This is a genomic window from Ornithinimicrobium sediminis (assembly GCF_021272345.1).
GTDB lineage: Bacteria > Actinomycetota > Actinomycetes > Actinomycetales > Dermatophilaceae > Ornithinicoccus > Ornithinicoccus sediminis_B.
On the sequence record NZ_JAJSDQ010000001.1, the window covers coordinates 830,509 to 855,948 of the forward strand.

Sequence of the window (25,440 nt, forward strand, 5' to 3'; positions counted from 1 at the left end):
CATGACCCCACGACGCACACCTCTCTCCCGCCGCTCGGTGCTCACCGGCGGTCTGGCCGGCGCGCTCGGCGTCGCCATCGCGGGCCCGGCCCTCGGCCAAGACAACGGCCGCGGCGTCGGCCCGCGCAGGCCAGGCACGCTCCCTGCGGGCGTGGACCGCGACACCCTCCTGCGCTGGGCCGAGGACACCTGGCAGTCGCTGGTGGCCATGACGCCCGAGGACACCGGGCTGCCGGCCGACAACATCACCGGTGACCTGGGCACCCTCAGCGGCTACACCTCCCCGACCAACATCGGCGGCTACCTCTGGTCGGCCATCGTGGCCCGCGAGCTGCGCCTGATCACCCCCGGGGAGGCGCAGCGCCGGATCACCCGGACGCTGCAGACGCTCGAGACGATGGAGCACCACGAGCCGAGCGGGATGTACGCCAACTGGTACGACGAGGCCACGGGTGAGCTGCTGCGCGAGTTCCCCGGCTCCGGCGAGCCGATCGCTCCCTTCATCTCCAGCGTGGACAACGGCTGGCTCGGTGCTGCCCTGTGGGTGGTCAGGAACTCTGTGCCCAGCGCGTCGAAGAGGGCAGGAGCGCTGTTCGACCGGATGCGGTGGGACGCGTTCTACAACCCGGGCGACGCCCCGGACCATCCCTCCGTCCGGCCCGGCGGGCTGATGCACGGCGGCTTCTTCCTCGACGACCACGACCGTCCGGGCGGCGTCTACCTCGGCTCGCACATCGACGCCCCCGACGTCTGGCTGACCACCCACCACTACGACACGATCGTCTCCGAGAGCCGCATCGCGTCATACCTGGGCATCATGACCGGCCAGGTGCCTCCTGAGCACTACTTCGCCGCCTGGCGCACGTTCCCGGCCACCTGCGACTGGAGCTGGCACGAGATGCAGCCGGTCGGCGAGACCCGCACCTACCTCGGCATCGAGGTCTACGAGGGCGCCTACACCTACCGCGGCATGCGGATCGTCCCGGGCTGGGGCGGGTCGATGTTCGAGGAGCTCATGCCCAACGTCTTCGTGCCGGAGGAGGTATGGGGTCCGAACTCGTGGGGGGAGAACCACCCGCTGCACGTGCGCGCCCAGATCGAGCACGGGCTCGACGACGCGGAGTACGGCTACTGGGGCTTCTCCCCGGCCAGCGACCCGTTCGACGCCTACCGGGAGTACGGCGTGGACCTGCTGGGGATGAACCCCGACGGCTACCACTCGGACCGGGAGGGGACCAACCCCGACGTCGGCTTCGGCGAGTGCCGCGAGGCGACGAACCCGGACCCGGAGTTCGGCGACGGCGTGGTGACGCCGCACGCTGCCTTCCTGGCGATGATGTACGACCCTGCCGCGGCCTACGACAACCTCACCCGCATCGAGGACGACCTGGGTGCCTACGGCCCCGGCGGCTTCTACGACGCGGTCGCGGTCATCTCCAACACCCAGGCCCAGCGCTACCTGTCCCTGGACCAGGCGATGATCATGGGCAGCCTCGGCAACGTCCTGGCCGACGACGTGCTGCAACGGGCGTTCAGCACACCACAGGTCGAGGCCGCGCTGCGTCCGGTCATCGGCATGGAGGAGTTCGGCGCCGGGACCGGCACGTGACCGCGCTCGACTCGGACCGGCTGACCGGCCCCGACGGGATGACCTTCCGCGACCTCAACGGCAACGGGGTCCTGGACCCCTACGAGGACCCGCGGCGCTCGGTGGCCGAGCGGGTCGAGGACCTGCTCGGCCGGCTGTCCCTGCCCGAGAAGGCCGGCCTGATGTTCCACACGGTCATCGAGGCGGGCACGGACGGCAAGGTGCTCGAGCGTCCGGGCAAGATCAGCAAGTCACCCACCTCCGACGTGGTGCTCGGCAAGCACCTGTCCCACTTCAACGTGCACGAGCTCGGCTCGGCGCGGATGGCGGCGCGCTGGTACAACGACCTGCAGTGGCTCGCCACCCGCACGCCGCACGGCATACCTGTCACGATCTCGACCGACCCACGCCACGGGTTCGTCGAGAACGCCGGGGTGTCGTTCTCGGCAGGCTCCTTCTCGCAGTGGCCGGAGCCGCTGGGCCTCGCAGCCCTGCGCGACCCCGAGCTGGTGCGGAGGTTCGCCGACATCGCGCGTCAGGAGTACGTCGCGGTCGGTATCCGCGCGGCCCTGCACCCCACGCTCGACCTGGCCACCGAGCCGCGGTGGGCACGGCAGGCGGGCACGTTCGGGCACGACCCGAAGCTCGTCACCGAGCTCGGCGTGGCCTACCTCCTGGGGTTCCAGGGTGCGCAGCTCGGGCCCGACAGCGTCGCCTGCACCAGCAAGCACTTCCCGGGTGGCGGCTCGCAGAAGGACGGGGAGGACGCGCACTTCCCCTACGGCCGGGAGCAGGTCTACCCGGCAGGGCGTTTCGAGGACCACCTGGCGCCTTTCCCTGCCGTGGTCGAGGCGGGCACGTCGGCCGTCATGCCCTACTACTCGATGCCCGTCGGGCTGGTCGTCGACGGGGAGCCGGTCGAGGAGGTCGGCTTCGGCTACAACAAGCAGGTGGTCACGGGGCTGCTCCGCGGCACCCTCGGGTTCGACGGCGTCGTCCTGACCGACTGGGAGCTGATCATGGACAACCATGTCGGCGACCAGGTGCTGCCCGCCCGCGCGTGGGGGGTGGAGCACCTCGACGCGCACGCGCGGATGGAGCTCATCCTGGCCGCGGGTGCCGACCAGTTCGGCGGTGAGGAGTGCGTCGACGTCCTCGTCGACCTGGTCACCCACGGCCGGGTCAGCGAGGCGCGGGTCGACGAGTCGGTGCGGCGTCTGCTGGAGGTGAAGTTCCGGCTCGGCCTGTTCGACGACCCCTACGTCGACGAGGACGTCGCCGAGGCCACCATCGGCCGCCCCGACTTCGTGGCCGAGGGGCACCGGGCCCAGGCCGCCTCGGTCACCGTCCTGCACCGCGAGGACGGCATGCTGCCGCTCCGTCCGGGGGCACGTGTCTACGCCGAGGGGGTGCCGGCTGAGGCGCTCGCGGAGCTGGGAGAGGTCGTCGACTCCCCTGAGGACGCGCAGGTCGCCCTGGTGCGTCTGGGTGCGCCCTTCGAGCCGCGCTCCGACCTGTTCCTCGAGGCGTGGTTCCACCAGGGCTCCCTGGACTTCCCGCCGGGGCTGGTGCACCGGCTGCGCAGGATCGCAGACCACTGCCCGCTGGTGGTCGACGTCAGCCTCGACAGGCCTGCCGTGCTGACGCCGCTGCTGGAGTTCGCCTCCGTGGTCGTCGGCAGCTACGGCACGAGCGCTCCGGCACTGGTGGACGCGCTCACCGGTCGCATCGCACCGGTGGGCGTCCTGCCCTTCGACCTCCCGCGGTCGATGCAGGACGTGCGCGACCATCCGGAGGACCAGCCAGGTTTCGACGACCCGCTCTTCGCGTGCGGCTTCGGGCTGGGACTGCCGTCGTGACGACACATCGGCACACCCAGGGCCCCTCCTGTCGCGGCCATGGGTCGGCCGCGTCCGGCACCCGGGCGTCACCGTCAGAAGGGCGGCTCGTCGGGCCACGTCGACAGGCCGGCCTCCGCGGGAGGGTCCGCCCATCCGCCACGCTGAGCGGTGTGGGTGTCCTGCGAGCCGGCTGCCGCCTCGCGCACCGATGGGGTGGGCTGCACGGCTGACGGGGGCTGCTCCTGCGCGGCTGGCGCGGGCTGCTCCGGCCGCAGCAGCTGGTCAGGCGTGGGCTGGCCCGTAGGCGGCCCCTGACGTCGCCGGCCACCGCTGCGATGGAAGACCGCCAGCGGCGGGTCGTACCCTTTGACCCAGGCGCCGTCGTCGTAGTCGTCAAGCCCCTCGAGCCACCGGTTCTGTCCGTCCCGGGTGCACAACGCGGCGTAGACGAGACGGTCTCGCAGGTCGGGATCAGTCACCACGGCTGGGTCGACTGCTGTCCCCGGGTGGTCCGCCGTCCCTGGGTGATCCGCTGTGCCCGTGCGGCCGGCCGCCCCCAGGGCGTTCACGGCCGGTTCGTTCGCGGTGCGCTCGTTGGAACCTGCGAGGAGCCCGGCAGTCTCTGTGCTCGATCCGTGCTGTGGGCTGGGACCGTACTGCCGGTAGTCGTGGCTTCGTGTCCTGTAGACGCGACCGAAGAGGGTGGCCCAGGTCACGTCCCGGGTGTCGCCCATGAACGACGACCACAGGCGCTCGGTCTTGAGCTGATGATGGCGCGGATGCTTGAGGTTGAGGTTCGTCTCCGACGTGACACCTCCACTGCCGTAGGGCTCTTCGTGGTCGAGCTCGCACCGGTGCGCCGGAGTGAGGCACCCGGGAGCTCGGCAGAACCGGTCGACCGCCCGCACCTGGCGCACCATCTCGGCGTCGGGTCGGTATGAGGTGACCGAACGCTCGACGAGCCGACCGTCGGCCGGGTCCATCACCAGGCGGTGCAGTGTGCTGCCCGGCGAAAGCACGATCTCGCGGGCATGCTCGGACGTGATGAACCCGTGCCCTGGGATCTCCGCCACGGCCCCACGCCGTCGACCGGACGGGGTGATGGCCGCACCCTGATGCGCTACGGCAGCTTCTTCGCGTGAGACTTCGGGTGGGGAGGTGCTGCCCCTCGGCGTGCCAGGAGTGTCCCCAGAGGCGCCGGATGGAGGACAGCCGCACGAGCCGCAGCCTCCTCCGGGCGACGAGCCGGTCAGTGCGCTGAGAGGCACGATGACCTCGACGGTGGCCTTGGGCTGGCCCGTGATGATCCGCCACACCTCCTCCGAGGTGTCGATGAGCGGCTCGGTGGGGTCGACCGGGGTCGGCTGCCCCGACGCGGATGGCCGACCCGAGGCGGACGGATACTCTGATGCAGATGGCCGACCCGAGGCCGACGGATGCTCTGAGGCAGATGGCCGACCTGCGGCGGACCGCACACCCGAGAAGGGGGACGGCTCGCGGCGGTCATGCGAGTCCGGGTGGCCGGCTGCTGCAGGCTCACCGTGCTGATGCAGCGGCACGCTCGGGAGGGGCAGGACGCCGTTGACCAACAGCGCAAGGGTGGTGTCGGAGCGGATGTGGCCAAGGGGTCGTTCGTCACCGGCCTTGCGGGCCTTGCGGGAGATCGACTCGATCCGTTCCATCGCCGCGACCACGCTCGCCGTCGGTCCGGTGACCGAGATCTGGCTCAACCCGTCGTCGCAGATCTCGGCCTGCACGTTGCGCGTCCGCAGCGCCTCCCGGCGTCGCTCCCGGGCGGCCTTGGCATCCTCCCCCTCGACGCGACGGACCTCCCGGTCGAGCCTGCGGCGGAACTCTGTGCGTGTCTCGCGACGCCCCGAGCAGTCGCCCTCCGCGGCGTCCTCGGGACCTGCACGGTCCAGCAGCGGTCGGAACACCGCGTCACCGACGTCACCGGCCTGCTCGTAGGGCATGCGCCGGCAGCTCTGCCAGAAGTCGGCGACGCCCCGCCAGTCCGTGGCACCGGTGGCCAGCGCCGCATCCGCCACGGCGACCGCGGCCCGAGGCGCCAGGGCGAAGCCGACCCGCGTGTGCGACGACATCACCCCGTCACCGGTCACGACGGCCAGCTGCTGGGCCACGGCCGACTTGGTCCTCTTGACCCACTGCTGCCGCTCGGTGCCGGAGAGCTCAGCCGGCGAGGCGACCTGCTTGGCGCCCAGCAGCTCGCGCCCCGTGCGGTCGGCCAGGCTGCGGGTCGCACCCACGAGCACTCCGTCGACGAAGCCCCGCACACCGGCAGCAGCCTGCGCCGCATCGAGCAGCTGGTCGCTGCTGATCGCCTCGTCCTCGGCGACCAGCCCGTCGGGGGACGACCCGTGGGCGGCGGCACACCGCAGGACGGCCATGATCTGCGGCGCGACCCCGTCGGGCAAGGGCAGCTGAGCCAGTCCGTGCTCGACCTTCGCCAGCGCCTGCCGGTCGGCGGCCTCCAGCGAGATGGCGATCAGGTCGTCGGCCGTCAGGTGCGGATGGTCCCAGTCCCCCGCCCAGTAGTCGGAAGCCCAGACCTCCTCCACGTCACCGCCGGCCCGTCGGTCTTCCACGTCACGGCCCGTCCACTCACCGGCGTCCGCCGGAGAGGCCACTGACCTGTCGGTGCACCGAGTGCCCGTCGTGGCCGTACGGGTGTTCGTCCTCATCGTCTCTGTCGTCGTCTCTGCAGTGCTCCCGGTGGTCGCCTTGGTCACGCCGTCGGTCGTCATGGTCGTCGACATGGCGCCTCCCCTCGGCATCTCCCCGGCGGCCTTCGCCGTGACCCCATGTTAGTACATATGTTCGAACCCCACAAGCCCCCCGTCACACCTCACCTCGGCACCACCGCCAGCCCGGTGCCGTAGACCTTCAACCGCACCCGCGCCCCCGGCTCCAGCCTCGCCGACTGCGCCGCCAGGGCCTCCAGGGGTCCGACCCCCTCGACGTCCAGCTCCAGCCGCACCGCGTCCGTCACGGCCACAGCGTCGCGCACCGTGCCGGCCAGGGGCCCGTCGTCGGTCACCCAGACGGCCGAGCGCCGCACCGCGACAGCACACCCCTCCACGCCGTCGGCCTCGCGGCCCCCGGCCTCCAGCAGACGCCGCGCCGGCTCCCCCGTGACGACATGGTGGAACCCCAGGAACCGTGCGGTGCGCTCGTCGGCCGGCTCACGCCATACCTGCAGGGTCGGCCCCTGCTGGACCAGGCGACCGTCGAACATCACCCCCATCCGGTCGGCGACGGTGAACGCCTCGTCGTGGTCGTGCGTGACCAGCAGCGCCGTGGTGCCGGTGCGCACGAGGATGTCGCGCAGGTCTCCCGCGAGGCGCTCGCGCAGCGACCGGTCGAGAGCCGACAGCGGCTCGTCGAGCAGCAGCACCCGTGGCTCGGCCGCGAGGGCCCGGGCCAGGGCCACCCGCTGCTGCTCCCCACCGGAGAGGGTGCCCGGACGGCGGTCACCGTATGCCGGCAGCCCGACAAGCTCGAGCAGCTCGGCCACCCGGGCGCGCACCTTCGCCGCCGGCATCCGGCGCAGCCGGAGCGCGTAGCCCACGTTCTCGGCGACGCTCTGCTGGGCGAAGAGCTGCCCGTCCTGGAACATCAGCGCGAAGCCGCGCCGGTGCGTCGGCACGTCGGCCAGGTCGCGCCCCTCCAGGAGGACCGACCCGGAGGCGAGCTCCTCCAGGCCCGCGACGGCCCGCAGCAGCGTGGACTTGCCGCACCCCGACGGCCCGAGCACCGCGAGCACCTCGCCGCGGGCCAGCTCGAAGGACACGTCGTCGACCGCGACCGTGTCGCCGAAGCGCACCGAGACACCCTCGACCGTCAGCACCTCAGAACGCTCCTACCCCGGCGACCCGCAGCCGCTCGACGACTCCCATGACGCCCACCGTCACCACGCTCAGCACGACCGAGGCTGCCAGGGCCATGCCCAGGTTGTCAGCACCGGGCCGGCCGATGAGGTCGAAGATCAGCACCGGCACGGTCGGCCGGTCGGGCCGGGCCAGGAAGCTCGTGGCGCCGAACTCGCCCAGCGACACGGCGAAGGCGAAGCCCGTGGCGGCCAGCAGCGGCCGCACGAGCACCGGCGACTCGACGGTCCATGCTGCACGGAACGGCCCGGCCCCCAGCGCCGACGCCGCCTGCCGCAGCCGCGGGTCGACCCCCCGCAGCACGGGGGTGACCAGCCGCACCACGAGGGGAAGTGCCACCATCGCCTGGGCGATCGGCACCAGCACCGCGGAGGACCGCAGGTCCAGCGGAGGGCGGTCGAGCGTGATGAGGAAGCCGAAGCCGATCGTCACCGCCGAGATGCCCAGCGGCAGCATGAAGGCCCCGTCGACCGCCGACACCAGTCGCCGTCCGCGGCGCGTCGACGGCCGCCGGGACACCAGCACCGCCACGATGAGCCCCAGCACGACGGCGACCACCGTCGCGTCGATGGCCGTGCGCAGCGAGTTGCCCAGCGCGTCGGTCACGCTGACCCGCAGGGCAGGGGTGGCGCCCGGGTCGCCGAGCAGCCGGTAGTAGCGCAGCGTCCACCCGTCGCCGTCGTGCAGGCTGCGCCACACCAGCGAGCCCACCGGCAGCAGCACGAAGCCGACGGCGAGCGCCGCCAGGGACAGCAGGGGTATGTCGTGCGAGCGCGGCCTGCGCGCCGCCGACCGGGCACCTCCGCGCCGCAGCGCCTGCTCGCGACGGGTCCGGGTGCGTGCAGCCACCGCCAGCATCGCGACCACGGCGACCAGCTGCAGCACGGAGAGCACCGCGGCGGCCTGCAGGTCGAGGAACTGCGTGGTGAGCAGGTAGATCTCGGTCTCGATCGTGCCGTAGCGCAGGCCACCGAGGGTGAGCACGACGCCGAAGGCCGTGGAGCAGAAGAGGAAGACCAGGGTGGCCGCGGAGACCATCGCCGGCGTCAGCGCCGGCAGCGTCACCGTGCGGAAGACCTGCCACGGCGTGGCGCCCAGCGCCCGCGCCGAGTCCTCGGCGCGCGAGTCCAGCCCCTCCCAGGTGCCGCCGACGGTGCGGACGACGACCGCCAGGTTGAAGAAGACGTAGGCGAGCAGGATCGCCACCCAGGAGCCGTCCCAGCCCAGCACTCCGAGAGCCCCGGTCGGGGCCAGCAGCGAGCGGAACATCACCCCGACGACGACCGTCGGCAGCACGAAGGGCATGACCACGACGGCCCGCACGAGCGCCCGCCCCGGGAAGGTGAGGCGGTAGAGCACGTAGGCGAGCGGCATACCGAGCAGCAGCGTGAGCACCGTGCCGGCGGCGGCCATGCCGACCGTGAAGGCCAGCACGCGGCCGGTCCGTGCGCGTCCCAGCACCTCCCCGACCGCAGACAGGTCGAGGGTGCCGTCGGGCAGGAAGCCACGCGCCAGCATCCCGCCCAGCGGCAGCAGGAAGAAGACGGCGAGGAACGCGAGCGGGAGGACGGCCAGGGCCGCCAGCGCCCATCCGGGGGCGGCCCGCCGTCCGAGCAGGCTCACCCGGTGGCGATGTCCGCCCACTCGCGCACCCACTCCTCACGGTGCTCCTCGATGTCGGCCGGGTCCATCTCGACCGGCTCGTCGGCCACGTCGGCCCACTGCGCCCACACCTCCGGCAGCTCGACGTCGCTGCGCACCGGGTAGACGTACATCGCGTCGGGCACCGCGGCCTGCACCTCCTCGCTGAGCAGGAACTCGACCAGCGCCGCGGCCCCCTCGGGGTTGGCTGCGCCCTCGAGCACCCCGGCGTACTCGACCTGGCGGAAGCAGGTGTCGAGCAGGGCGCTGGTGGTCGGCTCGTCCTCGCCCTCGGGGATGGTGAAGGGCGGTGAGGAGGCGTAGGACAGCACGACCGGGCGGTCACCGTCGCCGCCGCCGGCGGTGAAGTCGACACCGTAGGCGTCGGACCAGCCGCTGGTGACCAGCACGTCGTTGGCCACGAGGTCGGCCCAGTAGTCCTGCCAGCCGTCCTCGCCGAAGTGGCCGACGGTGGCCAGCAGGAAGGCCAGCCCCGGGCTGGAGGTGCTCGCGCCGGGGGTGACGAACAGGCCCTCGTATGCCGGGTCGGTCAGGTCCTCCAGCGTCTGCGGCGGGGCGAGACCCTCGGCCTCGAACCAGGTGTCGTCGACGTTGACGCAGACGTCGCCGTAGCTGACCGGGGCTAGGCGCTCGGCACCCTCCCCCTCCAGCGCGTGCTCTTCGGCGCCCCCCGGCAGCTCGGCGCCGTGCGGTGCCAGCACCTCGGCGTCGAGCGCCCGGGAGGCGAAGGTGGTGTCGATGCCGAAGACCGCGTCGCCCACGGGGCTGCCCTCGGTGAGCACCAGGGTGTTGGTCATCGTCCCCGCGTCGCCGGAGGGCCGGACGTCGAGGGCGTAGCCGGTCTCGTCGGTGAAGGAGGCCAGCACCTCCTCGGGGAGGGTGAACGAGTCGTGCGTGACGAGCACGACCTCGGCCGGTCCGGTGGTGACGGCCGCGTCGTCACCGTCGTCACCGCCGGTGAGCGTGCACCCGGCCAGGCCGAGGGTCAGCAGCCCGGTGAGGGCGAGACGTGTGCTGCGGGTGAGACGCGTGCTGTGGATGTGGTGCATGGTCGAGTCCTCCGACTTCCTCCGCCGGTGCGAGCCGGGTCAGGTTCGAGGGTCTGCGGCACCTGGTGTGCCGCACTCTCAGCGCGTGAGCGCTCCCCTGTCGTGAGGTCCCATCGTAGACACACCGGCGACTCAGTCGCCCTCGGGTCGTCCTCCGCTCATCCGCAACTCCCTGCCGCGCTCGACGTCCTCGGCCTCCTTGGCCTCCGTCTTCTCGATCTTGGTGGTGTCGCGCGGAGGCAGCTGGATGTCCCGCTCCGCCTCGATGCCACCCTGCAGCTGCCGAGAACGCTCGAGCTCGGCGTCGAGCTCGGCACCGAAGAGCAGCGCGAGGTTGGTGATCCACACCCACAGCAGGAAGATCACGACACCGGCGAGGGCGCCGTAGGTCGCGTTGTAGTTGGAGAAGTTGGCGACGTAGAAGCCGAAGGCCACCGACGCCAGGATCCACACCACGATCGCGAAGGTCGCCCCGATGCTGATCCAGCGGAACTTCGACTGCTTCACGTTGGGAGTGAAGTAGTAGAGGATCGCCACCATCGCGATGACCACGACCAGCAGCACGGGCCACTTGGCGATGCTCCATACGGTCAGGGCGGTGGAGCCCAGGCCGATGCTCTCGCCGATCGCCTCTGCGACCGGCCCGGAGAGCACGAGGATCAGCGCGGCGATGACCGCCATCACGACCACGACCAGGGTGATGAGCACCATGACCGGGCGCAGCTTCCACACCGGGCGGCCCTCGCGGATCTCGTAGACCCGGTTCATCGCCCGCCCGAACGCCGTGACGTAGCCGGAGGCCGACCACAGCGCCACGAGCAGACCACTGGCCAGCGCGAGCCCGGCGCCGGTGCTCCCGGCGAGGCTCTCGACCACCGGCCCGAGGGTGTCCGCCACCGACGGGCCCACGACCGACTCGAGGATGCCCAGCGTCTCGTCGACGACCTGCTCGCTCTGCCCGACCAGCCCCAGCAGCGAGAGCACGGCGATGATCGCCGGGAAGACCGCGAGCACCGCGTAGTAGGTGAGCGCCGCCGCGAGGTCGGTGCACTCGTCGTCGAGGAACTCACGGAAGGTCTTGCGCGCGGTGTACTTCCACGACGGCCCGCTGACGTCGCCGGGCGAGTCGGGTTTGGTGTCCGAGTCGGGGTGCGGGGCCGTGCGGGTGTTGTCGACCCGCTCAGCCACGCCACTCCCCCTCGGCCGGCCGATCATGGGTGAACTCGCTCTCCGAGCCGCTCAGCGGGTCGGTGCCGAAGTCCTGCTGCTCCGTCGTGTCGTGATGAGTCTCGTCCGACTGAGCGGTGTCGTGTGAGGCAAGGCCGGCCTTCTCGGCGGCGCGCTGCACCGACGGCTTCTGCCACAGTCCCTGGGCCTTCTCGCTGAGCTGGTCGTAGCGCTCACGACCCGCCCTGGTGCCGAAGACATATCCCGCGGCGGCCGCCGCCGCCAGCATGATCTTGCTCATGGCTCACTCCTTCATCTCGTGCAGGAAACACGGTTCCTCTCGAACGTAGGACGGAACCGCCCACCCTGCAGGACGAACAGCCAGGGGTGGTCACCTAGGGTGTCGTCTCGGCCGCCACCACACCGACGGGTGTGACACGCTGGGGTCCATGAGCAACCTGGTCTGGAAAGTCATGGCGACCGGCGCAGCGGTCGGGGCGAGCATCGTGGCCCGCAAGCTGACCGACGGCACGTGGAAGTTCGTCTCCGGGGGCGACTCGCCCACCAACCCCGAGGACCCGGACATCGAGTGGAAGGAAGCAGTCGCCTTCGCCCTCCTCTCCGGTGCCATCGTCGGGCTCACCCGGATGCTGGCCAACCGTCAGGCTGCGAGGGTCTACCAGAAGTCGACCGGCCACATGCCGAAGGACCTGGCGAAGAAAGAGTAAAGATCTGGTCAAGAGCATGTTGTCCTCCCCAACTTGCGACTCACCTACGATGACTCCACACTTGATGTGTCATCGGGGGAAGGGGCAAGTCGGAACGAGGAGCTATGCATGCTGCAGGTGGCCACGCGTCGATGCGCGAGGCGGCCGTACGCACGGGCTGGGCTCTCTCTGACGGCCTGTGGTGGGCTGGAGCAGTCCTCGTCTACGCGTGGGTGCGCTACTCCTACGACCTGAGCGAGTCGCTTAACCCCGACGTCATCGTGATTGCCGCCACAGCCCTTATCGGTCAGGTCTTCGTGGGGTGCGCACTTGGCCCCTACTTGGTCAACCATATCCGAGGCTCGTTCGAAGAGGTTGTCGCCGTCACCCGGGCCGCCTTGATCATGGCGCTGGGCCTGACCGCGTGGGTCGCCCTGGCCCATCCCTCCATGCAGGTCCCGCGCTCGCTGCCGGTCGTGGCGGGAGCCGTCGCCCTGATCGGCATGCTGGCCAGCCGCTTCGTCGTGCGGACCTGGCGCATCCAGCGAGCCGCCAGTCGGCCCACGAACGCGAAGGTCATCGTCTTCGGGGCAGGTGTGGCCGGCCGCCGCCTGGTGTACAACATGATCCACGACGACGAGTCGGCGTTCCGACCGGTCGCTCTCGTCGACGACGACCGCAGCAAGCGCAAGCTGCGCGTCGAAGGAGTGCGGGTGGCAGGCACGCGCGAGGACATTCCCCGCGTCGCCGCCCGGACCGCCGCCACCCACCTCATTGTCGCGCTGCCCAACGCCGACGCCGGGATGATGCGCGAGATGCGGGAAATCTCCGAGGTCGCCGGCCTGCAGCTCAAGGTGCTGCCGACGCTTAACAACCTCTTCAGCGGCAACCCCCAGGTGCAGGACCTGCGCGACATCAACCTCGAGGACCTGCTCGGCCGGCGCGCCGTCGAGCTCGACCAGGGCGCCATCGCCGACCAGGTCACCGGCAAGGTCGTGCTCGTGACCGGTGCCGGTGGGTCGATCGGCGCCGAGCTCTGCCGTCAGATCGCGCGGTTCCAGCCGGCTCGTCTTCTGCTCCTGGAGCGCGACGAGTCCGCGCTGCACAGCACTCAGCTCTCGCTCACCGGGCGAGGTCTGCTCGAGGGCGAGGACCTGCTGCTTGCCGACATCCGCGATCGCGAGACGCTGAGGCGCCTTTTCCGGGACACGCGACCCGACGTCGTCTTCCACGCCGCCGCGCTCAAACACCTCTCGCTGCTGGAGAGGCACCCACTCGAAGCCTGGCAGACCAACATCCTCGGGACGCTGAACGTCCTGACCGCCGCAGCGGAGAGCGGGGTGGGGGCATTCGTCAACATCTCGACCGACAAGGCGGCCAACCCCACGTCGGTCCTCGGCTACTCCAAGCGCATCGCGGAGCGTCTCACCGCCCAATTCGCGTACACCGAACCCGGACGCTATGTGTCGGTGCGCTTCGGCAACGTGCTCGGCTCGCGCGGATCTGTCGTGCCGAGCTTCATGGAGCAGATCCGACGCGGTGGCCCGGTGACGGTGACCCACCCGGACGTCGAGCGCTACTTCATGCTCATCTCGGAAGCCTGCCAGCTCGTGCTGCAGGCGTCAGCCATGGGCAGCGACGGTGACGTCATGGTGCTCGACATGGGCCAGCCGGTGAGGATCGCCGACGTGGCACAGACCCTGATCGACCTGTCAGGGAGAACCGACGTGGACATCGTCTACACGGGTTTGAGGCCGGGCGAGAAGCTCACCGAGGACCTCTTCACCGACAGCGAGGTGCACGAGGCCACGGGGCACGAGCTGCTCACCCGGGTGCAAGTCCCCGCCCTGCCGGAGGACGCGGTCTCAGGGCCCGTGTGGAGACACCCGGGCGACCTCGTCGACTGGATGCAGACAGAAGCAACGGCTGGCTTGACCTCACTCGTGCCACTCGAGGATTAATTGTCGCTTCGGTTGGAGTCTGAGGTGATCAGGGTGGTGGATGTGAGCGGATTGACGTACCCCGGTCGGCGGTAGGGTCGGGTCGTGGTGTTCATCCGCAGGTCGGCTGGCCGTTGGGGCGCCACGAAGGTCCGGATCGCTGAGCGGCGCGGCGGACGTAGCCACATCCTGGAGCACGTAGGGACTGCGCGGTCCGAGGCTGAGCACGCGGTGGCCCGAGGCCCGTCGGCGGTTGCGGCCGGGGCAGGAGTCGCTGGGGTTGGAGGTCAACGGGTGCCGGAGCAGGCGCGCTTAGGGGTGATCACCGGGAAACGGTCCGCAAGTGGTGTGGCACGTGCTGAGCACCGTATACGCCCGGCTGGGGTCGAGGCCCTGGAAGATGCGGCGTTCGAGCTGCTGGTACTGGCCCCCGATCATCACGCCGACGAGCAAGGCCGACTCGGTCCGCGTGCTGACCGAGATCGGCGTCGCACATGCCTCGTTGCGCACCATGTTCCGGTCACTGCAGCGCGCAGCGACCGGTGACTACCGCGACCAGATCGCGACCGCATGCTTCACGCATGCCGGCAGCGGCGGAGACGTCTCGCTGTGCCTGTACGACGTGACCACGCTGTACTTCGAGGCCGGGAACGAGGACGAGTTGCGCAAGGTCGGCTACTCCAAGGAACGCCGCGTCGAATCGCAGATCGTCGTGGGACTGCTGGTGAACCGAGCCGGGTTCCCGCTTGAGATCGGTTGCTGGGAGGGCAACAAGTCCGAGACGGCCACGCTCATTTCGATCAAGGCGTTCCAGGCCCGGCACAACCTGGCCGACATGGTCGTGGTCGCCGACGCCGGGATGCTCTCTGCGTCCAACCTCAAGGAGCTGCACGAGGCCAGTCTTCGGTTCATCGTCGGCTCAAGGGTCACCAAGGCGCGGCCCACGTGGCCTCGCACTTCCGGTGGCACGGAGAGGCGTTCACCGACGGGCAGGTCATCGACACCCTCACCCCACGGGTGGCCACCGACTGCGCCAGGAGCAGCAACGACACCAACGTCCGGACAGAACCGGCATGGGACCCCACGGTGCACGACCGGTCCTGGCGGCCGGTGTGGGCCTACTCCCGCAGACGGTCCGTACGGGACGGCAAGACCACCACCCCCCGACGGCCACCATCACAACCCGCCGCACAAGCCCGATCAAAGATCGAGGTTAGTTAGTCGAGAAATCGTACCGAGTTTGAGGAGTCCCCACAGGTCAGCGGTCTACGTCCGTGGCGGTCGGCGGAAGACTGAACAAACTGGCTCTTCACAATGCAGGGTGTAGTTGCGGCCTGAACCCTCCGGTCTCCAGGAGCGATCTGGCGATGTAGTTGGTGAGGTTGGTGAAGCCGAGGGCTGAGCCGCGTAGGTGCTCGAGGCGGCCGTTGATGGCTTCGGTGGGTCCGTTGCTGGTGCCGGACCGGTCGAAGTAGGCCAGCACGTCGGCAGCTCGTCGGGTCAGGGTCCGCCCCAACGTGATGAGCTCGGTCAACGTGTCCGGCACGTCGTGGGCGACCGAGTCGATGAGGGTCTGCATCAGCTGCCGGCCCCGGGACCTGTCGGGCTCCCGGTAGGCGGTCACCATGGATTGGTACACGCCCCAGGTCACCTCGACCTCGACGTGGACATCGACCGCGAACAGCCGGTCCAACCGGTGCTGCTGTTTGTCGGTGAGCAGGTCGGACCCGGTGTGCAATGTCCTGCGGGCCGAGTACAGCGGATCGCCCTTGTGACCACGATGCCCGCGGGTGGCCTGCTGGACACGGCGCCGGCACTCATCCAGGGCGTCCCCGGCCAGGCGGACCACATGGAACGGGTCGAGCACAGTGACCGCCTCGGGCAGTTCCTCGGTGGCCGCGGTCTTGAACCCGGAGAACCCGTCCATCGCCACCACCTGCACCCCCTCGCGCCAGGCCTGGTCGCGCTGCGCCAACCAGGCCTTGAACGCCTTCTTGGAGCGGCCTTCGACCATGTCCAACAGGCGGGCCGGGCCGGTGCCATCCCTGACGGGGGTGAGGTCGATGATCACGGTGACGTACTTGTCACCGCGCCGCGTGTGCCGCCACACGTGCTCGTCCACCCCGACCACGGCCACGCCGTCCAGCCGGGTCGGGTCGGCGATCAGGACCCGTCGTCCCTCGGCCAGGACCGCGTCGTTAGCGGTGTTCCACGCCACGCCCAAGGCTTCGGCGACGCGGGCCATGGACAGGTGCTGGCAGACGATCCCGACCAGGCCCCACCGCAGGCCGGCGCGGGAGATCTTGGCCCGCGGCTGCGCCGCGGCGGTGGTGTCCTGGCGCCACACGTGCGAGCACTCGACACACCGGTAGCGGCGCACGGTGACCAGCAGCGTCGTGGGTCGCCACCCGAACGGCTCGTGCGCCAACGACCTGGTCCCGTGTCCCGCGGGATGCCCTGGCAGCCGCACCGCCGGCACCAGTCATCCGGCTCCACAACCCGGCAGGCCAGCACGGCACGGTCGGGCTCGAGCCGTTGGCCCGTGACCTCCAGTCCGAGGTCGTCCAGACCGGTGAAGGTCGTCAGGTCAGGGCGCGTGAAGGTAGCGTCAGCCACGTCGAGGTCTTCCAGGTGGGCGGTGTGAGAACTCCCATCATCGGAAGACCTCGACACCTACCCAGCGACCGACGCGCTGACGACCTCTACACCCTCATCTGTGAAGAGCCAACAAACTCAGGACGGCCCCGCGTCGGCGACATATCTCCTGCCGCCCTTTGTCATCCGCTTCCGGCCAGCCTCGCATATCGTACTAGCGAACGGTGCCTAGGCCGTCCCGTTTCTTGTCCCTGAACTCGCCTTTAGCGTCGCCTCCGGCATCAGCGGCTTCGCCTGGGCGAGGACAGCCACCCATCCTATCCTTTTTCGGCGTATCCTTAGCATTCGCTCAAGGGCCTCGATCGATCAATTCCAGGTAAACTTCAAGGGTCTGCTCGATCATCCGGTCGCTGGAGAATAACGTAGACGCACGTTCAGCTGCGGCAAGACCCATCATTCGTCGCTCCTCGGGGGCCATTGAGATAAATCGGCCTAGCGCCTCGCGCAGAGCCGGTACATCATCAACTGGGACAAGAATCCCTGTACGCTCCTCTTCCACCTGAACGGAGGCACCCTCAGTTCGGGTCCTGATCACAGGAATTCCCATCATCATCGCCTCGATAGTCACGAGTGGAAAACCCTCCCGACGACTGGCAAGAACCAGAGCATCCAGCGCCGCATAAATACGCCTGACATCGGACGTGAACGGGCTGTGCAGGACGAAACGACGTGCATTGGGAGATAGCCGCTGCAATACGTCTTCCGCCTCCGCCGACGATCCCCCGACCATCAGTAGACGAACCGTGTCGGAGAGCAGTGGCTCCACCGCGTCGAGCAATAAGTCCAGGCCCTTGACATACGTTAACCGACCCACCTGCGCTATTGCTACAACCGAATCATCTACACCCAGGGCTGCACGTGCTTCCTGTCGCTCTCGCTTGGTTGCGGGAGCGAATAGCGCTTCGTCCACGCCGTTGAAGATCAAGCGGACGGCGTTCGGACGATAACCGTATGTAGTAACGAGTTCGTCGCGCAGCTCCTCACTTATGGCGATCGCCATGTGTGCGCGTCGATTGAGCGGGTGGCGCGGAATACCAGTGACGTGATGGGTCGCTACGGTGGGTGTTTTGGCAAGCCATCCGTATAGTTTCGCGATGAAGGACGTTACCGGATAGTGGACATGAATGACGTCTGGCCGACTCAGATGCAATGCAATAAGCGCGGGCGGCAGAGCGAGTAGGTATCCCCCAAGTTGCCGGACCTTTCCCCATCGCGTAAATGACGGCTCCAATGGGAATCTGACCCGGCGGTGTTGCACCCCGGACTTCGCAGAATCTCGAAATAATTGGATGGCCGCTTCATCCAAGCCAGGGCCTGCAGAGAGAACCACCACTTCATGCCCTCTTCGGACCATCCCCTCCGCGAGGGCGTACAGGTGAACCGTCGACCCCTCGGCAGGCAGGAAGCGGGCAAGGTAGACGATCTTCATGTGATATCCAGTCAGTCGACCAGGCCAGACGGTACCACCAGGGGCGGGACCCGACTAGGCTACCTCGGGACGGGCCACGATTGCTGTCCGGGCACGTCAAGTGAGAAGGACGATGCGGGTATCCTGGACGAGGTCGGCGTGCTCCTGATCGCTCGGGCGCACCCGCGCGTGCTCGGACAGCGCCCAGATCGAGAGCTTTTCGCTCGACCCTGAAGACCGAGTCCTACGACCGTCATCACTTCGCCACCCGTACCCGGGCGACCCACGCGATCACCTTCTGGGTCGAGAACGTCCACAACCGCCGTCGGCGCCACAGCGCCCTGCGCCCAGATCCCTCCAGTAGGGTTCGCGCTCCGGACCATCACCGCGGGCCCAGAAACCGTATCACCGATGTCCACCCGATGGGGTCAACCTCATTTCGGGTCTCAGAGCAGATGGACATAGCGGGCCTGGCCAAGTAGCCTTCGCCCATGGGTAATGCAGGCCGAGAGACAGGGCGAGGGGCTCATTGGGTGCGACTGCCCGAGACTCCAGTGCTTATCGAGAGACTCGCGTTTGTGATTCTTGCTATAGTGGCTCTAAGTGTCTTTCAAGAAATCGTTCGTTACGCGGTGTACGACGGTGAGCCCTATGAAGGACTCAGTAGTTCCCTGTCGCTCCTTGACGTGGACGTTGAGGACAGCATTCCGACATGGTTCGCTTCCATGCAACTTGCGGCGATCGGTGGGTTGCTGCTGACATGGAAGCGGGAACTCGCTGGCGTTGAGCGAACATATGGTTGGATCCTGCTCGGCGTGGTCTTCGTAGGCTTGTCAATCGATGAGATCGCTTCTGTGCACGAGCGGTTGGACAGGCCGACTCGTTCCCTGCTAGACATCGAGGGTGGAGTCGTTATGGGCGATGGTGCGGTGGAACGGTTCTCCGGCTTGCCGCTATGGCCCATTCCCGTCGCTCTCTCGATGATCGTTCTGCTAGCCACTCTCGTACCGTTCCTCAGAAACCTTCCGCGAGCCACTCTTTGGCGTTTCGTCATTGCGGGTGCCGTGTTTGTCTCCGGCGCCATAGGCCTGGACATGCTTCAGTGGGCGACAGGAAGTTCATCCACCGACTCGTTCTTGTACAATCTCGTGACAACGGTAGAAGAAGCGTTAGAAATGATCGGTGCCCTACTGTTCCTACGCGCCGTCCTCCTGCACCACGATGAAATGCTGCGCCTAACGACGTGAGCTGGAGTGACCACTCGCGTTACTGGTGTGGTTACACGGTGACACCACGACTCGCCACGCCGCACTCGGGTGGGCCAGGTGCGCGTACATATTGTGTCAGCATAGCTGAGACTAAACTGGCTCTTCAAAGATGAGGTGTAGTCAGGGCTGGCGCGTCGGTCGCGGGGCAGATGTCGAGGTCTTCCGGAGGTGGAGGTTCCTCCTCAGTTTGTCCATTTTCCTTTGTGCGTGAGTTTCCGGCGTAGAGCCTCCAGGATCTCCTGGTGGGCGTCCGGATTCCGGCGAAGGTCTGGTGCCGTTGATCGCGATGGTCGCTGAGCGCAGCGGGCGGAGATGGCGGATGGACAGTCCGGTGCCGGCCTGGGCCTCGCGGGAGAGGGCCAGGGCGGTGAACATGATGGTCAGGTAGGTTTCGATGGTGTCGGGCTGTCTGGCCCGACACGTGCCACCGGGGTTACGTCGCCGAGCGGTGATGTCGAGGGCGTCGAGGATGCATTTGGGGCTCTTCCCAGCTGCGGTGGGGTCCACAGGTCGAGTCCTCCGCCGACGAGGAGCATGCGCAGCCGGTAGTAGCCTCGATTCCCGAAGCCTCGCGCGGGCCAGGCGCCGGTGCAGCTCGATCAGGCCGCTGATCGCCTTGGTGCCGCCGTTCGTTGCGCCGGTGGTGAGGTAGGCCAGGAACGCCTCCTTCCACGTACGTGGTGTCCGGTCCGGCCAAGGCGGGCGATCTCGGGGATCGGGCAGGTGGGGAAGGTGGCGACGATGCGCTCGGCGATCTTGCGGCCTTCCCCCTTGTCAGTCTGCCTGTAGGCCGAGCGCAGATGCTGGGCGAATTGCCTGGCGAGGTCGACCTCGTCGTGCGACCCTGCGCGGCGAACGCCTGGGTGATGCGGGCGCGTTTTAGCCGCGCCTACACCAGCCTGCCCGAGAGCTCAGGCCGCAGTTCTCCGCCCCAGACCGCAGACGCACCTCACTGTTCGGCGACAGGTAGGCGACGTGTGCTTCGGCTGGCCTGTCGCGCGCGGTCGTGCCTCGCGCGGCGGTTCGGTGCCTCCTCCGTCTCCGGTCGGTACGTCTCGTACGAGTAGCTGTAGGAGTCCGGTCCGCTCACAGGAAGCCGGTTGAGGACGAGCCCCAAGATGTTGCCACCCACCTTCTCGAGACTGGCAAGTGCTCGCTGCAGCTGGTCGCGCTTCACCAGACCCGCGCCGACGACAAGGAGGGTGCCGTCGACCAGGGTCGACAACACCGCAGCGTCCGTGACCGGCAACAGGGGAGGAGCATCGACGATGACGAAGTCGTACTCCTTCTCCAGCCGCTCCAGAAGGCCCCGCATGGCGTCCGAACCCAGCATCTCGCTCGGGTTCGGGGGGATCGGGCCGCAGCCCAGGACCGACAAGCCGTTCCTGTAGGGCTGCAGCACATCCAGCAGGTCCGCCCGATCCACGAGCACGTCCGTCAGACCGGCCGCGTTCTCCAGACCGAGGTAGTCCAGGAGACGAGGCCGACGAAGATCGCCTTCGATGAGGCACACCGTCGCTCCCGCTTCGGCCAGGATGAGGGCTAGGTTGGCGGTCGTCGTGCTCTTCCCCTCTCCCGGTAACGTCGATGTGAGCACGAGGCTGCGCGGCTTCTTGTCGGCGTTGAGGAACTGCACGTTGGTACGAACGGTCCGGAAGGCTTCCGCCCGAGGCCCGTGGGAGTCGTGCGCCACGAGCGGGTGCCTCTCCGCATCGGCGTCGAAGGGGATGGCGCCCACCGTGGGAAGCTGGGTCACCCGGCCCACGTCTGCCTCAGCCCGGATGCGGGTGTTGAGGAGGTCTCGCACGACTGCCACCGCGAGACCTACCAGTGCCCCGAGGACCGCGCCCAAGGCAATATTCAGAGGCGGGTTCGGCGACGAGGGGGCCGCCGTGGTCGCCGGCTCCACGACCGTCACCTTCACAGGGCTCGGCCCCCCGTCAGCCAGACGCTCCAGCTCCTGCACAGACTCTGCGAACTCCGTCCCCACGCTGTCCGCCAGCTGCGCGGCTGCCGCAGGATCGTTGTCCGTCACCACGACGTCGATCAGGACCGTGTTCGGTGGGATACTGACGCTGATCCGCTCGCCCAGCTCCTGCGGACTTTCGTCAAGTCCCAGGTCGTCGATCACGGGACTGAGAACGATCGGCGCCGTGACGAGGTCGGCGTACGTAGCCACCTGCTGCTGCGTGAAAGAGCTTCCTTGCGCCACCTCGGAGATCGTCCCGCTGTTCGCGGTGGACACGAAGAACTGGGTCTGGCTGGAATACTCTCTGGGGGTCAGCAGTGTCACGACTGCGCTCACCGTCACGAACAGCAGGAAGATGGATACGATCAGGCGCCACTGGCGGACCCAGCTGCGCCACAGATCGGCGAATGTCACGTCGTTTCCCTTCATGAGACATGCACGTTTTCAAGAGGTGCCGCCGGCAGTCTCCTCTGGCCCCCATGAACCACGAGGTCCTCGTCCACCGCGAGTCGGTCGTCATCCTGCGGGCCTCCGCTCCAGTCCGTCCGACTGACGAGGACAGGGAACGTCATCAGACACAGGGTCCAGATGAAGTCCACATACCCGATGGAGAGGAGGCTGATGCTCTCCACGGTTCCCAGGGCCATCGCCCCCGCTCCCACGGCGACCAACGCTTGGCCCACGGCCCGCGGGGACGATGTATACGCCCTGGCCCAGATCCTAGCCACGATCACCACGACGAGCACAGTCCCGACGATCCCCCAGTCCAGGACCTGGTCGAGCCAGAAGCTGTGGAACTGTCCCTGGGACATCCCGCTCTCTTCTGCCCTCGCGACGGCGTTGAAGAAACCGTAACCGAAGAGAGGTCGATCGGCGAAGAGTCCAAGGCCGATCGCCCAGATCTCGTCACGCCCGGTGAGTCCGACGTCGGGCCGCACGAAGAAGTGCAGGACGTAGGCACGCACGCTGGGTTGGAGCCACACAAGAACGACTCCGAGCAATGCTGTAGGCACCAGGAAGACCACCAGGACCGCTAACCTCTTGAAAGCCAGGATGACACCCGCCACGATCAACATGGCCAGAATCGACCCGCGAGACATCGTCAGCGCGACCGAGACCACGAGGACGGCCCCCACCACGAGGTCACCCTTGCGGTGACCCCGCACTGCTCGGGTCACCAACAGCGCCCCGAATCCCAGGAAGAGCAACATTCCGAACTGGTTGCGGTTGGCCAGGAAAGAGCTGTAGCTCACGGCATAGCTCGATGTTCCGATACCCAGCCCAAAGAAGCTATCCAACCCCGTGAGAAGTCCGTACACAGCGACAATGGTCACAATGACCACGAACCCGCTGGTCAGCGTGCGTATCTGCCGGGGCGAAGGTCGCGTGTACTGGAACAGAGCCACGAGCACGAGGAAGTTGACAGGCTTGGCCACAACATTGACAAGGTCGCCCACGTGAAGCACGTCGCCGCGCACCACGTTCAGCCACACCGGCACGAGCTGCGCGCACGCGATCGTCAGGACCACGAGCACGGCCACCTGGCCCAGCGCATGCCATCTTCGGGCGTGGTACAGCGCCAGGATGACGGCCACACACGCCGACGCGAGGGGTATGCCCCACGCCAGGATCGCCGGCTCGTCCAGCAGGTGAGCGCTCAGCAGCGGCACCAGCATGACCACGAGGGCGGAGAGCAGCACCACAGGCATGCCGGCCCGCGTCTCCGCTCGGCGCGGGCTCATGCTGGTCATCTGGCTCCAGGGGTCGTGGCGTCGCTCCTCCGCCGCGTGCCCTCATCGTCAGCACCGGCTCAGCTCACGCAATGGTAACGTGCCGGTGGCAACTCCGTGCATGCGTGCGAAGGCATAGCTGTCCGGGGACGCAGCCATTCCGCACGCAAGAGAGCAGACACGTTTCCGGAGTTGGCATGCGCATAGCATTCTCGGCGAGATATCTACCGGCCGAGGGCTCGACCATCCACATGTACACCCTCGCCTCAGGCTTGACGAGGGCCGGGCATGAGGTCCATCTTGTCTCGGCAGGCACGCCCCACGACAAGGCGGCAGAGGCGCTGTTGGCCCGGGCTCTCCAGAGTGGACTCATACATCACACCGTTCCTTTTCCCTTGTACCCGAAATTCTCGGCGACAGGGAAAGCAGCGCAGCTGGCCTCGTACGCCCACGCCCTTCCCGTCGCACTCGGTGAGCTGTCGCAGATCGACCCCGACATCGTGCATGTCCACTACCCGGTCACGTCGTTCGTCGGCCGCATCCACCAGATCCGCTCCCCGACCCCCGTCGTGGTGACCCACCATGCCACGGGCATCCCCCGTCATCCGCTGAGCCGACGTGGGGACATGGCCATCGCCATCAGCGAAGATCTGCGTATCGAGCTGACGACCCGGCACGGGTACGACCCCAGCCGTGTGCGCACTGTCCTCAACGGTGTCGACGAGGCGGTGTTCGGCCCGCCCACCCAGCAGGAGAGGACCTCCCAGCGGGCCCAGCTCGGGGTCGATGAGGATGTCGTCCTGCTGGGGTTCATGGGGCGGCTGACATCTGCCAAAGGGATGGATGTCCTGCTGGACGCGGTGCGGCCCTACCTGGGACCGCACGTCCGGCTACTGGTCGCGGGGCAGCCGGCCACCGGCAAGGGAGCCGTCAGCGTGCCACACGCTATGCGTCGATGGGTGATCGAGATGCCGTTCCAGCAGGACCCGCGACCGCTCTACGCGGCACTGGATCTGCTGGTTCATCCGAGTCGGTTCGAGGGATTCCCTCTCGTGCCGCTCGAGGCCATGATGATGGGCACACCGGTGATCCGGTCCCGGACAGGAGGAGCGCAGGTCCAGGTGCTGGACGGCCTGAACGGCTACATCGTGCCCGTCGGCAGCTCCCACGCCCTGGCAGCCGCGCTCGAGAAGTTCTTGGGGCTCTCGCCCGCGGAACGGCAGTCGATGGGCGCGTCCGCCGCGGACCATGCCATCAGCCACTTCTCCAGCACCGCGATGGTCCGTCGCACGCTGGACGTCTACGACGAGGCCCGCTCCGTGCGTGGCCGCGCGAAGACGAGGTAGAAACCGAGCAGGACGAGGTGCGCCGCCACGGTCGCCCACGCGAAGCCGTGCAGTCCGACGCGAAGGCTCAGCCCCACTGCGGCGCCCACGAAGACGCCGGCATAAAGGATGTTTGCCATCAGCGCTATGCCGCTGGGCCGGAACCTCAGCACATATGGCTGCATCAGGTAGGCAGCGGACGCCAGGCCCACCGAGATGCTCACCGGAAGCACGATGGGTCGCCCTTCCTCAGCGAACTGCGGGTAGAGAACCTGAAGTCCCAGCAGTCCGATGGCCAAGCTCGCGAGGGTGAGGACGATGATCACCCAGGGGAGCACCCGGTACAGTCGCTCAAGGATCTCACCACCACGCTCGTCGCCCATCGCGCCGAACTTGGCCAGCAGGAGGCCTGTGACAGGGTTGACCACAAGGGCCAGGCTCTTGGGGAGCACGCTGGCGGCGTAGTACACGGCCAGCGCGCCTGCACCCAGCAGAGGGTAGATGATCAGTCTGTCCAGATATCCGACCGCGTTGGCCAGCAGACCCACGGAGGCGAGTGACAGGTACTTGGTGGACGTCCTGTAGAGGCGACGCCGGTCCTCGACACCGAAGTGCAACCGCCGACCGCCGGCAAGCAGGGCGACAGACAGCACGAGGACAGCGCACGCCTCCCCCACCAGGAACGGCGCCAGCACCCAGTCGAAGCGCGCCACCAGGAGCAGCGCGCTCGCGCTGCCCGCTGCGTAGCAGAGATGCGCCACCAGCACGGTCCCGAATCGTTGTTCGTACCGGAAAGGAGCGGCGAGGAAGAGACGCAGGGCAGTGAGGACGGAGATGACCGCGAAGAGGACGATCTCGTCACTGCTCACGTTCAGGACAGGCGCCACCACCACCCACGCCGCAGCCAACACCGCCAGCACCGGGACGAGCAGCAGGTGGAAGTCCCACGCGGCTCCCTCCCTCGCGTACTGGTGCCCCCGGACCAGCGCCGTGTTCGCCGCCTCGCCCCCTGTGACATTCGCAACGATGGCGGAGATCGTGACGAACAGGATGATCTTCGAGAAGTCGTCGGTGTTGGTCATCGCTGCGAGAAAGGGCAGGAGCAGGACCTGCTGGACCCCGACGATGGCACCGAACGCGCTCGTCGTGAGCGCGAGGTCGCGAAAGTGTGGGCTGCGCAGGCGACTCACCATGGAGCGTTCACCCCCTTTGGAAGCCACGCC

At 68.1% G+C, this 25,440-nt stretch carries 17 protein-coding genes and 3 pseudogenes; 8 read left to right on the forward strand and 12 right to left on the reverse strand.

All coding sequences use genetic code 11. The features are described 5' to 3' along the window. Position 1 precedes the first annotated feature (1 nt). Together LVO85_RS03830 and LVO85_RS03835 are read left to right on the forward strand one after the other, a co-directional pair. Positions 2–1,609: a glucoamylase family protein gene (locus LVO85_RS03830; RefSeq protein ID WP_232746060.1), complete on the forward strand. Its 1,608-nt coding sequence runs from the start codon at positions 2–4 to the stop codon at positions 1,607–1,609. A 38-nt stretch (positions 1,610–1,647) separates the two neighbouring features. Next, on the forward strand, positions 1,648–3,447 hold the full coding sequence (locus LVO85_RS03835) for a glycoside hydrolase family 3 protein (protein ID WP_232746192.1): 1,800 nt from the start codon (positions 1,648–1,650) through the stop codon (positions 3,445–3,447). A 74-nt stretch (positions 3,448–3,521) separates the two neighbouring features. Here the strand turns inward: LVO85_RS03835 and LVO85_RS03840 are convergent, their stop codons facing one another. Continuing rightward, positions 3,522–6,035, reverse strand: a complete 2,514-nt coding sequence (locus LVO85_RS03840) for an HNH endonuclease signature motif containing protein (RefSeq protein ID WP_232746061.1) — start codon at positions 6,033–6,035, stop codon at positions 3,522–3,524. A gap of 70 nt (positions 6,036–6,105) precedes the next feature. Between LVO85_RS03840 and LVO85_RS03845 the strand changes: the two genes are divergently transcribed. Then, positions 6,106–6,258 carry a hypothetical protein gene (locus LVO85_RS03845; protein WP_232746062.1) on the forward strand — a complete coding sequence of 51 codons (153 nt, stop codon included), beginning with the start codon at positions 6,106–6,108 and terminating at the stop codon, positions 6,256–6,258. 37 nt (positions 6,259–6,295) lie between these two features. Here LVO85_RS03845 and LVO85_RS03850 read toward each other — a convergent pair whose 3' ends face one another. The 5 genes from LVO85_RS03850 to LVO85_RS03870 form a co-directional block, all read right to left on the reverse strand. Next, complete coding sequence (locus LVO85_RS03850) at positions 6,296–7,297, reverse strand: ABC transporter ATP-binding protein (RefSeq protein ID WP_232746063.1); 1,002 nt, start codon at positions 7,295–7,297, stop codon at positions 6,296–6,298. Between the two features lies 1 nt (position 7,298). Continuing rightward, a complete protein-coding gene (locus tag LVO85_RS03855) occupies positions 7,299–8,960 on the reverse strand; it encodes an ABC transporter permease (RefSeq protein WP_232746064.1) in 1,662 nt (553 codons plus the stop codon). Then, the gene (locus LVO85_RS03860; RefSeq protein WP_232746065.1) at positions 8,957–10,048 is read right to left on the reverse strand and encodes a thiamine ABC transporter substrate-binding protein; all 1,092 of its coding nucleotides are present in this window, start codon (positions 10,046–10,048) and stop codon (positions 8,957–8,959) included. The genes LVO85_RS03855 and LVO85_RS03860 overlap by 4 nt, the downstream gene beginning before the upstream one ends. Before the next feature lie 132 nt (positions 10,049–10,180). After that, positions 10,181–11,263: a YihY/virulence factor BrkB family protein gene (locus LVO85_RS03865; protein ID WP_408637667.1), complete on the reverse strand. Its 1,083-nt coding sequence runs from the start codon at positions 11,261–11,263 to the stop codon at positions 10,181–10,183. Beyond that, positions 11,229–11,516: a hypothetical protein gene (locus tag LVO85_RS03870; RefSeq protein WP_232746067.1), complete on the reverse strand. Its 288-nt coding sequence runs from the start codon at positions 11,514–11,516 to the stop codon at positions 11,229–11,231. The genes LVO85_RS03865 and LVO85_RS03870 overlap by 35 nt, the downstream gene beginning before the upstream one ends. A gap of 148 nt (positions 11,517–11,664) precedes the next feature. Between LVO85_RS03870 and LVO85_RS03875 the strand changes: the two genes are divergently transcribed. The 3 genes and pseudogenes from LVO85_RS03875 to LVO85_RS03885 all read left to right on the forward strand — a co-directional run. Beyond that, positions 11,665–11,943 carry a DUF4235 domain-containing protein gene (locus LVO85_RS03875; RefSeq protein ID WP_232746068.1) on the forward strand — a complete coding sequence of 93 codons (279 nt, stop codon included), beginning with the start codon at positions 11,665–11,667 and terminating at the stop codon, positions 11,941–11,943. A gap of 104 nt (positions 11,944–12,047) precedes the next feature. Then, on the forward strand, positions 12,048–13,883 hold the full coding sequence (locus tag LVO85_RS03880) for a polysaccharide biosynthesis protein (RefSeq protein ID WP_232746069.1): 1,836 nt from the start codon (positions 12,048–12,050) through the stop codon (positions 13,881–13,883). Positions 13,884–13,967: 84 nt separating this feature from the next. Then, positions 13,968–15,023 (forward strand): annotated as a pseudogene (locus LVO85_RS03885) (IS1634 family transposase); the annotation flags it as partial. 148 nt (positions 15,024–15,171) lie between these two features. Here the strand turns inward: LVO85_RS03885 and LVO85_RS03890 are convergent. Both LVO85_RS03890 and LVO85_RS03895 read right to left on the reverse strand, forming a co-directional pair. Continuing rightward, positions 15,172–16,478, reverse strand: a pseudogene (locus tag LVO85_RS03890) (ISL3 family transposase). A gap of 328 nt (positions 16,479–16,806) precedes the next feature. Further along, positions 16,807–17,946: a glycosyltransferase family 4 protein gene (locus LVO85_RS03895; RefSeq protein WP_232746070.1), complete on the reverse strand. Its 1,140-nt coding sequence runs from the start codon at positions 17,944–17,946 to the stop codon at positions 16,807–16,809. Positions 17,947–18,416: 470 nt separating this feature from the next. On the opposite strand from LVO85_RS03895, the gene LVO85_RS03900 reads away from it, so the two are divergent. Next, positions 18,417–19,172, forward strand: a complete 756-nt coding sequence (locus LVO85_RS03900; protein WP_232746071.1) for a hypothetical protein — start codon at positions 18,417–18,419, stop codon at positions 19,170–19,172. A gap of 203 nt (positions 19,173–19,375) precedes the next feature. Here the strand turns inward: LVO85_RS03900 and LVO85_RS17255 are convergent. From LVO85_RS17255 to LVO85_RS03910, 3 genes and pseudogenes are all read right to left on the reverse strand, one after another. Then, a pseudogene (locus LVO85_RS17255) lies at positions 19,376–19,595 on the reverse strand (IS1634 family transposase); the annotation flags it as partial. A gap of 547 nt (positions 19,596–20,142) precedes the next feature. Further along, positions 20,143–21,591 carry a polysaccharide biosynthesis tyrosine autokinase gene (locus tag LVO85_RS03905; RefSeq protein ID WP_232746072.1) on the reverse strand — a complete coding sequence of 483 codons (1,449 nt, stop codon included), beginning with the start codon at positions 21,589–21,591 and terminating at the stop codon, positions 20,143–20,145. Further along, positions 21,588–22,871 (reverse strand): O-antigen ligase family protein, encoded by a 1,284-nt coding sequence (locus LVO85_RS03910; protein ID WP_232746073.1) that lies wholly within the window; start codon positions 22,869–22,871, stop codon positions 21,588–21,590. Before LVO85_RS03910 ends, LVO85_RS03905 begins: the two co-directional genes overlap by 4 nt. Positions 22,872–23,089: 218 nt before the next feature. Between LVO85_RS03910 and LVO85_RS03915 the strand changes: the two genes are divergently transcribed. Further along, complete coding sequence (locus tag LVO85_RS03915) at positions 23,090–24,238, forward strand: glycosyltransferase family 4 protein (protein WP_269813006.1); 1,149 nt, start codon at positions 23,090–23,092, stop codon at positions 24,236–24,238. Here the strand turns inward: LVO85_RS03915 and LVO85_RS03920 are convergent. After that, positions 24,193–25,410, reverse strand: coding sequence for a lipopolysaccharide biosynthesis protein (locus LVO85_RS03920; protein WP_232746075.1), 1,218 nt, complete (start codon positions 25,408–25,410; stop codon positions 24,193–24,195). The genes LVO85_RS03915 and LVO85_RS03920 overlap by 46 nt on opposite strands. Between the last annotated feature and the right edge of the window lie 30 nt (positions 25,411–25,440).

Coding starts and splice junctions, on each gene's coding strand:
- LVO85_RS03865 (WP_408637667.1), bottom strand. CDS start 11,263: ATGATCGGCCGGCCGAGGGGGAGTGGCGTGGCTGAGCGGGTCGACAAC.
- LVO85_RS03895 (WP_232746070.1), bottom strand. CDS start 17,946: ATGAAGATCGTCTACCTTGCCCGCTTCCTGCCTGCCGAGGGGTCGACG.
- LVO85_RS03880 (WP_232746069.1), top strand. CDS start 12,048: ATGCATGCTGCAGGTGGCCACGCGTCGATGCGCGAGGCGGCCGTACGC.
- LVO85_RS03870 (WP_232746067.1), bottom strand. CDS start 11,516: ATGAGCAAGATCATGCTGGCGGCGGCGGCCGCCGCGGGATATGTCTTC.
- LVO85_RS03830 (WP_232746060.1), top strand. CDS start 2: ATGACCCCACGACGCACACCTCTCTCCCGCCGCTCGGTGCTCACCGGC.
- LVO85_RS03835 (WP_232746192.1), top strand. CDS start 1,648: ATGACCTTCCGCGACCTCAACGGCAACGGGGTCCTGGACCCCTACGAG.
- LVO85_RS03920 (WP_232746075.1), bottom strand. CDS start 25,410: ATGGTGAGTCGCCTGCGCAGCCCACACTTTCGCGACCTCGCGCTCACG.
- LVO85_RS03915 (WP_269813006.1), top strand. CDS start 23,090: ATGCGCATAGCATTCTCGGCGAGATATCTACCGGCCGAGGGCTCGACC.
- LVO85_RS03860 (WP_232746065.1), bottom strand. CDS start 10,048: ATGCACCACATCCACAGCACGCGTCTCACCCGCAGCACACGTCTCGCC.
- LVO85_RS03910 (WP_232746073.1), bottom strand. CDS start 22,871: ATGCCTGTGGTGCTGCTCTCCGCCCTCGTGGTCATGCTGGTGCCGCTG.
- LVO85_RS03905 (WP_232746072.1), bottom strand. CDS start 21,591: ATGAAGGGAAACGACGTGACATTCGCCGATCTGTGGCGCAGCTGGGTC.
- LVO85_RS03875 (WP_232746068.1), top strand. CDS start 11,665: ATGAGCAACCTGGTCTGGAAAGTCATGGCGACCGGCGCAGCGGTCGGG.
- LVO85_RS03900 (WP_232746071.1), top strand. CDS start 18,417: ATGGGTAATGCAGGCCGAGAGACAGGGCGAGGGGCTCATTGGGTGCGA.